We start from the raw sequence: 14,187 nt of genomic DNA on the forward strand, positions 1-14,187 counted from the left end.
CTACTTTCCTTCTTCTATTCTAGTCCAGCGATCTTTATCTCTCGTATTAAATTTATACATGACTCGGTCGTGGGCTTCTTCTAATGAAATATCTAGTGAGTTGGCTAAACAAACCAACACAAACAGTACGTCGCCCATTTCCTCTTCCATGCTTTTATCATCTTCAGTCGCTTTTTTTGGTTTTTCTCCATAACGATGATTGACTTCTCTGGCAAGCTCGCCCAGTTCTTCGGTCAGCCTCGCCATCATGGCAAGCGGGCTGAAATATCCTTCTTTAAATTGGCCGATGTAACGGTCTACTTCAGCCTGTATGTCCTTCATTGTTTTCTCACTCACTGCACGAAACCTCCTATCATCCTCTTACATGTTAGCTAATTCAGATACGTTTGACAAATGTTTAAGCACGTTTGCTGTTTTCTTTTTCATCCACTATAATATAAACGCTATCCAATGGAAGGAAAAGGGGTTTTGTGTGATGCTTGGAGAAATTAGATTAAAAAACATATTTTTTATTTTAATCGGAGCGGCAATTTTTTCATTCGGCTTGGTTCATTTCAATATGCAGAACAATTTAGCTGAGGGCGGTTTTACAGGTATTACGCTTTTGCTTTATGCCCTTTTCCATATCAGCCCCTCTATCTCGAATTTGGTTTTAAACATCCCGATCTTTTTTATCGGCTGGCGTTTGCTCGGCAAAACAATGTTTGTTTATACCCTTGTCGGGACTGTCGCCTTATCTCTGTTCCTCAGTATTTTTCAGCGATATGAAATACATATGCCGCTTCAGCATGATTTAGCGCTCGCTGCTTTATTTGCCGGTGTGTTTATCGGAGCCGGATTAGGAATTATATTTAAGTTTGGCGGTACGACAGGCGGAGTTGATATCATCGCCCGATTGGTCAATAAGTATTTTGGGATTCCGATGGGCAGAACGATGTTTGCTTTTGATGCCTGTGTCATCATTTTGTCTTTGCTTACTTATCTCTCCTATAAAGAAGCGATGTATACCCTGGTGGCCGTATTTGTAGCGGCAAGACTCATTGATTTTATACAGGAAGGCGGATACACCGCTAAAGGCGCTACGATCATCTCAGCGAAAAACGATCTGATTCAAAAAAAGATTCTTGAAGAAATGGAACGAGGCGTCACCATTTTGAAAGGACAGGGTTCCTATACAAAAGAGGACATGGATGTTCTGTATTGTGTGGTGCCGAAAAACGAATTGGTGATGCTGAAAAGTGTAATAAACTCCCTTGATCCTCACGCCTTTGTGGCGGTAAGCGATGTTCATGATGTGCTCGGAGAAGGATTTACGCTTGATGAAAATAAAAATCCGCTTCCCCGTTGATATTTGATCAAAAAAAGGCGGCAGCAGCCGCCCCAGCGTGGCGACAAACCCTCGCATTCGTTGTCAGTCCTGCGCGTTGGTGTTCACGAATGATTACATTCGCTGCGCTCCAATGCTCGTTCTTTCTAGACTTCAAAGGTTTTCAATCACGCTGATAATGACAAAGTCATAAAACGAAAACCGTTTTATGACTTTGTCAACAATCTGAGGCGGCAAGAGCCGCCCCTCATATTATTTAGGGTAGTCCCGTTTTTTCAGCTTATTTTTCTCGGCTTTGTACTTTCTGTAGCCGACATAGGTGAGAGCAGTAATAATGATACTGCCGGTCGTGATGATCACCCATAATAAGGACGGGTCAGCATCATCCTCCTCAACCCTGTCAAATACGTTTTTTAGATCATGCTGAAGAAGGGATAGCCGTTCAAGCTTCGTACTCTCGGTCATCTGCTGAAATTCCTCTTGCTCAATGACATCTATATGTTTTCCCACTGTTTCAAGCTGATCCTCTGATACATCGATTGTTAGGCTGGGATAAATCAAATCATATAAACTGATAAATTCATTCCACTTTTCATGAAAGCTCGTACGCTCATTGCTTTGAACATCCTGCTTCAGTTCAGCAAAGGCTTCCATAATCGGTTTTTCCAATGAGCCCCAAAGCGGATCAGATCGATTCTCAACCGCATCCATCAGCATTCTGAATTGTGCGGCTGCCCTGAGTTTTTGCATATCTGATGTATCGGTCCGCTTTAAGCTCCGCAGCATATCGTTATAGCCCAGTGTAATTTGACGGATTTGGGCTCCGGTTAGCATGGGGTCTTGCTGTTTTTTTTCAGCGGATTTTAATGTTTTTTCGAAATAAGCAAGGACTTGCAGCGCCTCTTCATATTTTGACTGGCGGGTCATTTGAAAGACCGTATCGGATAAATCATTTAATTCTTCGAGACTTCCCCGCTCTGCAGCCTTGGCATTTCCACTATAAAAAATAAGAGCAAGCAACAAACAGATCGTCAGCTTTCGTTTCATGCAGGTCCCTCCCACTCTCTCTCCTTACAGATTATGAAGAAAGGGACAAGGATAGACCAACATTGTCTTTACATCAGCTCAAGCTTTCTTTGCTTTTTCGAAACCACTAAAAAGTAAGCCAGCCCGATTGAAAAGATGCTCAGCCAAAATGTTCCGTATCCTATATCTGTCATATAATCAGAAAGCATAGAGTATTGAGGCATCATGTCAAATAAGTAATCAATGACATCGTTATGCAGCGTCCAGACTGCAGCAATTGCAAGATGCCAAATAGAAAAGCGATAATACGGGCTGTACAACACGCCCTGGACTGCCATGGCAAAATGCGAGGCGATCAGCATATAACCCTCCCACGGCAAGTCGCCTGTTACAGCCAGCACAAGAAGATTCATCGCGACCGCCCACAGGCCGTACTTGACGAGGGTGACTAGCGCAAGCGCCTCAAAGAGCGGGGCGTTCCGTTTCATGATAAAGGCGAGCAGCACAAACAGAAAGAAAAACGTTGCTGTCGGACTGTCCGGAACAAAAATCAAGAAACGGGCCGGTGTCTCCATAAGCTGCGGCAAGTACCAATAGTACCCGTAAACCGTCCCCAGAAAATTAATGGCTAAGACAAGAATCAGCAGCGGTCGCTGTCCTAATACATATTGAAACCATTTCACATCATATCAACTCTCAGTCTGTAAAAAATAATGTGTCCATATAAAAAAGCTGACGCCCGGTCAGCTTCTGATAGTAAAAGTATATCCTTCCATTTGACAATTCACAATATGTTATTTAGCGGTTGTTTCCGAAATAAATTTCGCAAGTTCTTCGAGCTGCTTATCATTCCCTTTAAACACACCCGCCGGCATTTGGCCTTTCCCATCAACAGCGATTTTTTTGATTTCTTCCGGTTTCAGTCCAGTGTCCACCAATGAAGGCCCGGCCGCTCCCCCTTGAAGGTTATCCCCATGGCAAGAAATACAGCCCTGCTCCTTAAAAATCTTATATCCTTCTGCATTGGTGTCAATGTCGGCTTCTTTTGTGATTTTCCCCTGTTCTTCGGCCTTGGCCCAGTCATGAGTCGCGACTGACTGCCATGTCAAAAATACAGCCGCAGAAATGGCCAGAAGCATCATACCGACAGCAACAGGACGTTTCCATGGCCTTCTTTCCGTTCCTCTGTCAAGAAATGGCGCCAAAAGCAGGGCGCCGAAAGCAAGTCCCGGCATAATCATGGCGCCGACCACTGTAAAGCTCCCAGCGGCGTATTCATATTTCAACAGCTGGTATAAGAAAAGAAAATACCAATCCGGCAGCGGAATATAACCCGTATCAGTCGGGTCCGCCATCCGCTCCAAAGGCGGCTGATGCACAATTGTCAAAACAAGAAAACCGATGAGAAAGACAGCGCCAACCATCCATTCCTTCAACAAGAAATTTGGCCAGAAAGCCTCTGTTTTACCCGGATACTCCGAATAATCCTTCGGTATATTCGGTTTTTTTTCAGCCGGTATCCTTGAATCGCCTACAAATTTCATCCCTTTGCCCCGGTGCATGTCATCCCCTCCCTTTTATTCGCAGATCAACAGTTTAAAGCGGTCCTGAAATCCCCTGCTTCCGGATCATAATAAAGTGTGCGGCCATCAGCCCGAACAATGCGGCAGGAAGAAAGAATACATGGATCGCAAAAAACCTAGTCAGCGTTTGGGCGCCTACAATATCCGGGTGCCCCGCAAGGAGTGTTTTGACCTGCGTCCCGATCAAAGGCGTGGCTTCAGCGATCTGCAGCCCGACTTTTGTTGCAAACAAAGCCTTCATGTCCCACGGAAGCAAATAGCCTGTAAAGCCAAGTCCGAGCATGACAAAAAAGATCAGCACACCGACAATCCAGTTCAGCTCGCGCGGCTTTTTATAAGCCCCTTGAAAAAAGACCCTCAGTGTATGTAAAAACATCATCACAATGACCAGGCTCGCACCCCAGTGGTGCATTCCCCTGACAATCTGGCCGAATGCCACTTCATTTTGCAAATAATATACCGATTCCCATGCATTTTTAATATCAGGTACATAGTACATGGTTAAAAACATTCCAGATAACACTTGGATAACGGTTACAAAAAACGTCAGTCCCCCAAAGCAATACACAAACGCAGAGAAATGATGGGCGGGATTCACATGTTCCGGTACTTCGTGATCGGCAATATCCCTCCACATCGGTGTAATATCAAGCCGTTCATCTACCCAGTCATAAATTTTGTTCAGCATGTCACCCTTCCCCCTTAGGCTTTGCTTTTCCAAGATACAGGAAGCCGTCTTTTACTTCTTGCTCATAATGATCAAGAGGCGCAAGCGGCGGCGTGCCCGGGACATTGGTGCCGTCCTTTTCATAGAGTCCGTAATGGCATGGACAAAAGAATTTATTCGGATTTTTAGGATCGCTATTCCAGTTCACCGTACATCCTAAATGTTTACAAATCGGCGATAGCGCTACAATTTCGTCCCCGTTTTTAAAGACCCAGGCTGATCTTGACTCTTCTGACTCATACCAGGCATCGACTTGATTAATTTTGAAATCAAAGCGCTGCGGCTCTTCTGTCAGCTCATCTACGCTGACAACCTGAACCATGTCTTGCTTTCCTGTCGATTTTAATACCGGGTCGAGTGCAAAGCGAACCATAGGCATGAGCATACTAGCCGCCATAAAACCCCCTACGCCCGTAAGCGTATAATTTAAAAATTGACGTCTGGATATATCATGTTTTCCGCCCATCTTTTCTCCCCCCTCTAGGTCACCCCTGCAAACTGACTAAAATAGAAAATATTGCAATAACTCTAGACACCCTCATAATATATGAATCTCTCAGCAAGGTCAATATAGCCAAAATATTGTTCATAAGGAAATGTAAGTGTTTTTATGAAACGCTCCACATCTGTAACAAAACGTTCAAAATTTCAGCGGTGCGTTCATCTAATATTTTTCTTTTTAAAGAATCCTTCAAATGCTCTAGCGGAACAGACGGTGTGACAATGATGTTGCCTAATGCATTCTCACTTTTCCAATTTTCGTCAGACGTGAGCAGCACAACGTGCGGGAATTCTGATAAGAGCTCTTCCCGCAACTCCTGAAGCCCTTGAACGGTTTTTTCATTTCTATCAACATATGTATAAGGGGGCAATAAATATACCCGTCCCTTTAACTGCCTTTCCAGTTCCTCTGACAAAAGCTGCGTGAATTCGCCTTTTTCGGCCGCCATTTTGAAATGAACGCCTACCCTTATGTTAATTAGTGGAATGACAGCGGTGTCAATGTAGTCTTTAGCTTGTAAGTAGTCCTTGGCATCAGTGATTCTCCACCTCATCGTTCTCCCCCTTTACGACAACAAGCCCTGCAGTACGCTGCAAGGCTGGTCATATTATGTGAGCTGATTCAATTGGCGCGATAATTGTTCAAATGCTTCTTTATCATGACGATCGAGCGCGTCGTCAATATCTTTTAATAATTTTTCTCTTTGGAACGTAGAAATAGCGTGCTCCAAAATTTGTTCAGCCAACCCCTGATCTTTTTTGTTCCCAAACAGATCCTTCGGAATATGCGGATTGGACTCCAGCACCGCCGCATACTCAGGTGAGCTGTAAGCTGAACGGAAATTAAGCTGGATAAACAAATCCTGCTGTTTATTTAATCTAATATCATGAAAAGATTTTTCCGCGTCGGTTGTCATGACACTCTCTTTATAGAACCGAAACGGAACTTCTTCAACACAATGCGTTGACATGATAATGCCTCTCGGGCAAAATTCTGCCTGCTCTACAAAATGAACCTTCTCCATGAGAGAATCATGGCTCATTAAGTAGTTCAAGATCCAAACGCACTCTCGGCGCTTTAACTGATAATGGTTTAAAAACCAACGGATAAAATCTTTTTTCTCATTGACAGAAACAGGGGTCTGCATGTAATTCCCTCCTCTATCGTTCGTATAATCTATATACTTATATGTTCCACATGAATGGTGAACATTCCTGCTTATCTAGAAAATTCATCTTCGATTCGCAAAATCGTTTCCTCAAGCTCTTCATTGGTTCCATCAATTTCAAGAACCTTTTTCAAAAGCGGCAGCGCTTCTTTTTGAAGGCCTTCTTCTAACAAGAAGCTTCCGTATTCATCTAAGAAATCTCTGTCCTCCCGATAGTGAAGAAAGGCAGCCTCAAAGGATTGTTTTGCTTTCTCGTACTGCTCCAATTCGGTATACGCGCTTGCAAGATACCAGTTGTATTTCGGATCTTCTTCTCCGTAGCCGCGCACCTCTTGAATAAGATCAATGATTTGTTCAAAATCCTCTTCTTTATGATACACGGCAAGAAGTGTATGAAGTGCTTCGACGAAGCCCGGATCAAGCGCAAGCGCCTCCTGAAGCAGCTTTTTTCCATCTTCTGACTTCCCGATTTTCAAGGCCATTTTTGCAGCATAGAGGAAAAGTTCTTTGTTGTATTCATCATATCTGATACCCTCTTTTGCCGTTTTTAATGCCTCTTCATACATTCCTTCAGCCTCATAGCTTTTCGAAAGCGGCATATAAAGTGAAGAATAAGACGGATCTAACCCCTTCAAATCAGACAGCTGTTTAATCGCTGTTTTAACAAACCCAGCCTGTAACGCTGTAAACCCATAGCCGAAAATTGTATTAGGATCAGGATTCTCATCAGCAGCTTTCTCGTACCATGGAATGGCATCCTCAAATTCACCTGAGGCACTTAACGATTCTGCCAATCTTTGATGGACATTAACGCCCCCGATCTCACTCTGCTCCTCAGCCGTTGTTTTAAAATAGTGAACCGCTTTTGCATAGGCTCCCTGAGTAAAGTAAAGTTCACCCAGTGCAAAATCAATGACGGGTTCATTAGCCAGAATGGACTTTGCTTGTAAAAGCTTTTGTTCACTGACTTCAAATAACCCCTGCATCTGATAAAGATCGGCCATGAGCAGCAAACTTTCCGGGTATGATGGATCTGTTTCCGGAATCGTTTCCAGCACAGCAAGAGCTTTTTCTTCTTCGTCAATATCTATTAAAAGTTCAGCATAAAAATTCGTCAGTTCTGTTTCATTTGGATATAAATCATGTAAGTCACTGATGAGTGAAATCGCTTTTTCTACATTGCCCCACTCGTAATACAGCTGGGCTGCGATGGCTTTTTCTTCATCATGGAGCTGTTTTTCGGCTTTCGAGAGCGTGTTGAGGCCTTTTTCTGTTTCACCTGCTTCAACTAATTTTATGGCTTCTTGAATCAATGTATTCAAATCGGACCGGTCCTTTCTTTTCCTTTACAACATCAACCATACAAAATACTTTATTTGTTCGGGTTAACCTTATCATAATTCAGACGAAGTCACCCCGCAAATAAGATGCTTATTGTACGGCAGGGAATGATTGAGTCTTATTAGTTTACCAAAAGTTCTTGCGATAGAAAATCAAAAAAGGAAGATTGCCCTCTGTACAGGTAAGCAGTTCTCTGACCTGCTGGCTTGTAAGTAAAGCAAATCCCCCCTTTTCGTTTTTCTTTACCCTCTTTAAGACAAGCTATGTTTTTTTCCCTTGAATTATGATTTCTCACAGTCAATCCGCACAAAAAATCCTGAAGCAAGAACTTCAGGATTTGTTTGAAAGCATCGTTAAATGCTCGAAGAAGGTTGGATAAGAGACATGAATGGCATCTATCTGCTCGATTTCAATCGGCTCCTCCGTTATACAGGAAGCGATGCCAAGCATCATTCCGATCCGATGGTCTCCATGGCTTGACACTGTTGCGCCGCCTTTCAGCGTTTGTCTGCCATGAACCTTCATTCCATCTGCTGTCGGTTCAATCTCAGCACCCAGCTTACGAAGCTCGGAAACCACAGTGTCGATACGGTTTGTTTCTTTTACTTTAAGCTCTGCCGCATCCTTAATAACGGTGGTTCCTTCCGCCTGAGTCGCAAGAAGCGCGATGATAGGGATTTCATCAATTAAACGCGGAATGATATCTCCCCCGATTTCAACCGCTTTTAGAGATGATGTTTCTATGATTAAATCTCCGTAAGGCTCTGCACTGCTGTCCGCAGACGGTTTGATGTCAAGTTTTGCCCCCATGTTTTCAAGGACGTCAATGATACCCGTCCGAGTCGGATTTAACCCTACGTTTTTCAGTACTATGCTGCTGGTCGGAACCATTGCACCCGCAGCAAGGAAAAACGCCGCTGAAGAAATGTCTCCGGGAACAAAAATATCTGTTGCTGTCAGTTTCTGGCCTCCAGAAATGGAAACACTCGTTTGATCTTCAGATAGATTAACTCCAAAAGCAGATAGCATCCGCTCAGTGTGGTCCCGAGATTTATGAGGCTCTGTGACGGTTGTTGTACCCTCAGCCTGTAATCCGGCCAACAAAACAGCCGATTTAATTTGTGCGCTTGCAACGGGCGAGACAAAATCAATGCCTTTTAAAGAAGAGCCGCTTACTGACAGCGGTGTAAATTCCCCGCCAGATCTGCCGTCGATTTTAGCCCCCATTTGTTTCAAAGGCTCAGTTACACGTTTCATCGGGCGCTTGGCAATACTTTCATCTCCAGCTACCGCGCTATAAAATGGGCGGCCCGCCAAAATGCCGAGCATCAGGCGAATCGTTGTGCCTGAATTCCCGACATCTAAAAGGCTTTCCGGTTCGCTTAGGGAATCGATACCTTTTCCGTGAATCACTACATCGCTGCCGTTTTGCTCGATTTGAACACCCATTTTTCTAAAACAATCGATCGTGCTCAGACAATCCGCTCCAGGCAGAAAGTTTTTAACTGTTGTTGTGCCTTTCGCCAGCGCGCCAAACATGACGGAGCGGTGAGAAATGGATTTATCACCTGGAATGTGTATTTCTCCGTTTAAAGCCTGCACCTTGTCTCTTTTCATATTTTCCACCTCAATCAGCATAAAAAGTTTCATATTCCGCTCGGGCTTCAATGCATTGTTCAGCCCGTTTGCGGTCGTCATCAGACTGAAAACTGATTCTTAAAATCCCATTAATGTCTTCTCTTGTTTCAATAATGCGGATATTCGTGATGCTGATGCGCTCCGCAGCTAAGATTGCCGTTATCTCGGAAATCACACCCGGATGATCGGGAACATCCACGTATAAATCGTAAAATGCAGGAATTGCGCCCTTTTGCCGAAGCGGCAGCCCGTCGCGATAATCCTTAGCGTTTTTAAAATATTGAAATAGATTTTCGGCATCTTCATGTTCTACATATGTCCGGATCGTCTCGATTTCACGCATCCACTCATCAAAACGGTCCAAGATTTTATCTTTATTATGTAATAGAATATCCCGCCACATTGCCGGGCTGCTTGATGCAATCCTCGTAATGTCCCTGAACCCGCCGGCAGCAAAACGCTTAACAAACGGATAGAGTTTTTCCGACTGATGGGTTTGGTGAACGAGACTTGCTGCGACAATATGCGGAAAATGACTGATCATGCTTGTAACGCCATCATGCTCTTCAGGTGACATTTCTACAAAATGGGCATTTGTCCCCTTCAGCAAATTTTTCAACTGTTCTACCGCTTGTCTTTCCGTTTTATCCCCTGGCGTTAAAATATAAAATGCATTCTCAAACAGGAACTCCTTCGCAGCGGCCACACCTGATTTGTGTGACCCCGCCATAGGATGTCCTCCGACAAATTGGTATCTAGTAGGCAGCACTTGATCAGCATAATGAACCACTTTTTGTTTTGTGCTTCCTACGTCAGTAATCAAAAGCTCATGTTCAATACCTGAATGAGCCAGTTCATCAAGCATAAGCAGCGTTTGCGCGACAGGTGTCGCAATGATCACTGTAGCTGCCTCTTTCGCACCATCAATAAATGAATTAGCACGCTCATCAATCACACCTAATTTTAAAGCGGCAACCACCTGTTCATCAGAAATATCGATTCCGATAATCCGTTTGCCGGGATGCTTTTTTTTGATCGCTAACGCAATCGAACCGCCTATCAATCCGAGACCGGCGAGCAATATTGTGTCTTTCATTCGATTCATACGTCATCACCTGGTTTATAGACTAAAGAGGTGATATCTGATCACCTCTTATAAAATTTCAGCTAAAATGGCTAGAATTTCTTCATTTTGCTCTTTTGTACCGATCGTAATCCGGAGTGATGTCGGGAAACCTAATGCATTTCCTGACCGCACAATATAGCCTTTTTCCAGAAGAGCCTGAAACAGATCATCGGAAGGACGGTTACAGTCAATCAACACAAAATTTGTCTCTGAAGGGTAGCACTTTAAACCATGAGTCTGAGCAAAATCATAATATTGCTGAAGGCCTGCTTTATTTTGCTCGACACAGGACGCGATAAACGCTTGGTCATCAAGCGCTGCGATCGCTGCAGCCTGGCCTAGACGGCTCGTGTTAAACGGCTCTCTTGCCGGCTCAATCAGGCGAATCAGATTCTCATCGGCAATTCCGTATCCGACTCTGAGCGCCGCCAGCCCGTAAGCCTTTGAAAATGTGCGCAATATCATTAAATTGGAATACTTCTTTAAGAGCGGGACAGTTTCCGGGTAATCCTCTGCTGTTACATATTCATAATATGCTTCGTCAAGAACAACGAGGACACGGGAAGGCACGCGCTCCAGAAAAGCGAGTAACTCTCTTTCTGATGTATATGTGCCAGTCGGGTTATTCGGGCTGCATATCCAAACGACTTGTGTCTGTTCATCAATCGCTTCAAGCATAGCGTCTAAATGATGGGATCCGTCAGGGCGAAGTGCGATTTCACGAACTTCAGCACCTTCAATGACCGCATTATGTTTATATTGCGGAAAAGTCGGAGCGGCAGTAATCGTGTTGGATTTATCGTTTAAAAATGCCCGACAGATGATCTGAATGATTTCATCTGAACCGTTTCCGAAAATAAGTGATGTCTCGCTGACATTGAGGTGCTCACTGAGCCTTGTCCGCAACGCGGCGCTATAACCATCCGGATAAAGGGCAAGCTGTTGAATCTCATGATGAAGCGCCTCTTTTGCCGCTTCTGAACAGCCGTACGGATTCTCGTTTGAAGCAAGCTTCACGACTTTATCCAAGCCATATTCTGATTTCACTGCTTCTATCGGCTTTCCAGGCTGATAAGGCTTCAGCTGTTTTAAATGTTCTTTGATACGCAAATCCAGTCACCTCATTTTAAACTGTACAAGCCGCCAAACGCCGTTGCGTAATCTTCAAACTCCTGCAGCGCTTGATCTCTCGTTTCAGCGCTGATGAGCCGGTCCTTTACTTCTTCTATTTTTCTGACGAGCGCACTTCCCACTACGACACCGTCACAAATTTCATTCATCTTCATGACCTGTTCACGGTTCGATATGCCGAACCCTACAGCAACCGGAATCGTGCTGAGATCCTTTACTGTCCGAATGAACGGGTATACGGATGAATTGAACTCATTGCGGACACCGGTCACACCTAGAGAAGATACACAGTAGACGAAGCCCTCGGCTTGTTCAATAATGGTTTTCAAACGGCTTTCGCTTGTCGGCGCCACCAAAGAAATATACGTCACCCCATGGCTTTTGCATTCCGCTTGTAGGCTGGCACTTTCTTCTAATGGCAGATCCGGAACAAGCAGGCCGTCAATGTGATTTTCCCGCAGTAAAGCGAAAAAGTATTCTTTGTTCAATTGTAACACAGGATTATAATACGTAAAGAGGATAATCGGAATATTCACTCCGTTTTTTTTCATTTTGCCGCCTAATTCGATTGCCTTTACGATATTCATTCCATGAGCAAGCGCCCGCTTTGAAGCCCGCTGGATCACCGGACCATCTGCAAGCGGGTCTGAGTATGCAACGCCAAGCTCCAACGCCGTGGCACCCGCTTTTTGGAGAGATTTCGCCAATTCAACCGAAACATCGGGCGATGGGTCCCCCGCCGTAATAAACGGGATAAACAGTTTTTCTGGCGCTTGAAGGTTTAATTTAAACATGCTTTTTCACCTCTTCTTCCAAGACATTCATCAATGTGTTAACATCCTTATCTCCCCGTCCTGATAAACAGACGAGAATGATTTGATCGCGATCCATTTCTTTGGCGAGTTTGAATGCTTTCGCTAATGCATGGGCAGATTCAATTGCCGGCAAAATCCCCTCTTTTTCTGATAAGAGCTTTAATGCATCCACCGCTTCATCATCTGTGATACTGTCATAAGTGACACGTCCGCTCTTATGCAAATGTGCGTGCTCCGGGCCTATCCCAGGATAGTCGAGTCCTGCTGAAATGGAGTAAGGCTCAATGATTTGCCCGAACTCATCTTGAATGAGATAAGTCAATGAACCGTGAATGACACCTATGGTTCCTTTCGAAATAGTTGCGGCATGAAGAGGAGTGTTCATTCCTTTTCCGGCTGCTTCAGCACCGATCAGTTCAACGTCTTCATCTAAAAACGCTTGAAACATGCCCATCGCATTGCTTCCTCCGCCTACACACGCCACCACTTTATCAGGCAGAGCACCCTCAATGCGTTTTAGCTGCTCTTTCGCTTCCTCACCGATCATGTTTTGAAATTCACGGACGACTTGCGGATAAGGGTGCGGCCCGACAACTGATCCAATCATGTAAAAATGATCCTCACAATGCTGAACCCAGTATCGGATCGCCTCATTTGTGGCATCCTTCAATGTGCCGTTTCCGCTTGATACAGGCACAACCTCCGCTCCAAGAAGCTTCATGCGGAAAACATTTAGAGACTGGCGGGCAACGTCTTCCTCACCCATAAATACAGTACAGGAAAAGCCGAATTTGGCTGCGACTGTTGCAGCGGCAACACCGTGCTGCCCGGCACCTGTTTCAGCAATGATTTTCGTTTTGCCCATTTTTTTGGCAAGCAGCGCTTGCCCTAACGCATTATTGATTTTATGAGAACCTGTGTGGTTTAAATCTTCTCGTTTCAAATAGATTTTCGCGCCGCCTACATATTCAGTAACTCGATCAGCGTATGTTAGGGCGGTCGGCCTTCCGGAATAATCATGTAACAGCTTGTAATATTCATTACGAAAAACAGGATCATCCTTGATCTCTTTAAATGCGGTTTCAATTTCTTCTAACGGCTGCATCAGTGTTTCCGGAACAAACTTTCCGCCGAAATCACCGTATCTGCCTATTTCATTCGGATATGGGTACATATCGTTTCATCCTTTCTTCTAAAAGCCTCATCAGATTCTGATCTTTTCGTCCGTTTTTTTCGATTCCGCTGGCAAGGTCAATTCCTGCCGGCTGCCATTTCAATAAGTCTGTAATGGTATCCGGATTCACACCGCCTGCGATGAAGCAGCGTTTGCCAATAGCCGCCTGATTGTATTCCGGCACACAGTCCCACGAAAAAGCAATACCAGTGCCGCCTCTTGCGCCTTTTACAGATGAATCAATTACAAAGCCGTCCACATCATCTTTAAAGCGTGCTATTTCTTCAGTTGTCTTTTCATAATGGTGAAGCGCCTTCCATATTTCACAATTTGTCAGCATGCGAAGCGCATTGGCATCCGCCGGCTTCTCATCGCCGTGAAGCTGAATAACATCCAGTTTCAATTCGTTTGCAATACAGGATATTGTCTCTACCGACTCATTAACAAAAACACCTGCAACTTGTTTTTCAACACGCACTTGTTCCAGCCACTTTTTCACCTCTTGCGGAGATACTTTTCGTTTGCTTTCAGCAAAAATAAAACCCAGATAATCAGCCTGTGAGTCCGCTGCAAGCTGCAAATCCTGCAATGACCGTATGCCGCAATATTTTAATGCCGGCTTCTTCACA

16 protein-coding genes are annotated in these 14,187 nt (G+C 44.4%); 1 reads left to right on the plus strand and 15 read right to left on the minus strand.

Features of this window, described 5'->3' with window-relative positions; all coding sequences use genetic code 11:
- Window positions 1-336, minus strand: coding sequence for a nucleotide pyrophosphohydrolase (locus SC79_RS06025; RefSeq protein WP_039074303.1), 336 nt, complete (start codon window positions 334-336; stop codon window positions 1-3).
- A 139-nt stretch (window positions 337-475) separates the two neighbouring features.
- Between SC79_RS06025 and SC79_RS06030 the strand changes: the two genes are divergently transcribed.
- On the plus strand, window positions 476-1,348 hold the full coding sequence (locus SC79_RS06030) for a YitT family protein (protein WP_039074304.1): 873 nt from the start codon (window positions 476-478) through the stop codon (window positions 1,346-1,348).
- Window positions 1,349-1,579: 231 nt separating this feature from the next.
- Here the strand turns inward: SC79_RS06030 and ypjB are convergent, their stop codons facing one another.
- The 14 genes from ypjB to SC79_RS06100 all read right to left on the minus strand — a co-directional run bounded on the left by ypjB (window position 1,580) and on the right by SC79_RS06100 (window position 14,186).
- On the minus strand, window positions 1,580-2,374 hold the full coding sequence (gene ypjB / locus SC79_RS06035; RefSeq protein ID WP_039074305.1) for a sporulation protein YpjB: 795 nt from the start codon (window positions 2,372-2,374) through the stop codon (window positions 1,580-1,582).
- Between the two features lie 68 nt (window positions 2,375-2,442).
- Complete coding sequence (locus SC79_RS06040) at window positions 2,443-3,036, minus strand: DUF1405 domain-containing protein (protein ID WP_039074306.1); 594 nt, start codon at window positions 3,034-3,036, stop codon at window positions 2,443-2,445.
- 111 nt (window positions 3,037-3,147) lie between these two features.
- A complete protein-coding gene (locus SC79_RS06045; protein ID WP_010330526.1) occupies window positions 3,148-3,915 on the minus strand; it encodes a menaquinol-cytochrome c reductase cytochrome b/c subunit in 768 nt (255 codons plus the stop codon).
- A gap of 34 nt (window positions 3,916-3,949) precedes the next feature.
- Complete coding sequence (gene qcrB / locus SC79_RS06050; RefSeq protein WP_003225560.1) at window positions 3,950-4,624, minus strand: menaquinol-cytochrome c reductase cytochrome b subunit; 675 nt, start codon at window positions 4,622-4,624, stop codon at window positions 3,950-3,952.
- Window position 4,625: 1 nt separating this feature from the next.
- Entirely contained in the window at window positions 4,626-5,129 is a 504-nt protein-coding gene (locus SC79_RS06055; RefSeq protein WP_039074307.1) for a ubiquinol-cytochrome c reductase iron-sulfur subunit, read from the minus strand.
- A gap of 142 nt (window positions 5,130-5,271) precedes the next feature.
- Complete coding sequence (locus tag SC79_RS06060) at window positions 5,272-5,718, minus strand: YpiF family protein (protein ID WP_010330525.1); 447 nt, start codon at window positions 5,716-5,718, stop codon at window positions 5,272-5,274.
- 54 nt (window positions 5,719-5,772) lie between these two features.
- Window positions 5,773-6,312: a ReoY family proteolytic degradation factor gene (locus SC79_RS06065; RefSeq protein ID WP_010330524.1), complete on the minus strand. Its 540-nt coding sequence runs from the start codon at window positions 6,310-6,312 to the stop codon at window positions 5,773-5,775.
- Between the two features lie 71 nt (window positions 6,313-6,383).
- Window positions 6,384-7,655, minus strand: coding sequence for a tetratricopeptide repeat protein (locus tag SC79_RS06070; protein ID WP_039074308.1), 1,272 nt, complete (start codon window positions 7,653-7,655; stop codon window positions 6,384-6,386).
- A gap of 349 nt (window positions 7,656-8,004) precedes the next feature.
- Window positions 8,005-9,291, minus strand: coding sequence for a 3-phosphoshikimate 1-carboxyvinyltransferase (gene aroA / locus SC79_RS06075; protein ID WP_039074544.1), 1,287 nt, complete (start codon window positions 9,289-9,291; stop codon window positions 8,005-8,007).
- Between the two features lie 10 nt (window positions 9,292-9,301).
- Window positions 9,302-10,417 carry a prephenate dehydrogenase gene (locus SC79_RS06080; protein ID WP_039074309.1) on the minus strand — a complete coding sequence of 372 codons (1,116 nt, stop codon included), beginning with the start codon at window positions 10,415-10,417 and terminating at the stop codon, window positions 9,302-9,304.
- Window positions 10,418-10,465: 48 nt separating this feature from the next.
- A complete protein-coding gene (gene hisC, locus SC79_RS06085; RefSeq protein ID WP_039074310.1) occupies window positions 10,466-11,548 on the minus strand; it encodes a histidinol-phosphate transaminase in 1,083 nt (360 codons plus the stop codon).
- Window positions 11,549-11,559: 11 nt separating this feature from the next.
- Window positions 11,560-12,363 (minus strand): tryptophan synthase subunit alpha, encoded by an 804-nt coding sequence (gene trpA / locus SC79_RS06090; protein WP_039074311.1) that lies wholly within the window; start codon window positions 12,361-12,363, stop codon window positions 11,560-11,562.
- Window positions 12,356-13,558 (minus strand): tryptophan synthase subunit beta, encoded by a 1,203-nt coding sequence (gene trpB, locus SC79_RS06095; protein ID WP_039074312.1) that lies wholly within the window; start codon window positions 13,556-13,558, stop codon window positions 12,356-12,358. Before trpB ends, trpA begins: the two co-directional genes overlap by 8 nt.
- Window positions 13,539-14,186, minus strand: coding sequence for a phosphoribosylanthranilate isomerase (locus SC79_RS06100; protein WP_039074313.1), 648 nt, complete (start codon window positions 14,184-14,186; stop codon window positions 13,539-13,541). Before SC79_RS06100 ends, trpB begins: the two co-directional genes overlap by 20 nt.
- Window position 14,187: the final 1 nt, after the last annotated feature.

The sequence above is a fragment of the Bacillus sp. MSP13 genome, from assembly GCF_000815295.1.
GTDB lineage: Bacteria > Bacillota > Bacilli > Bacillales > Bacillaceae > Bacillus > Bacillus vallismortis.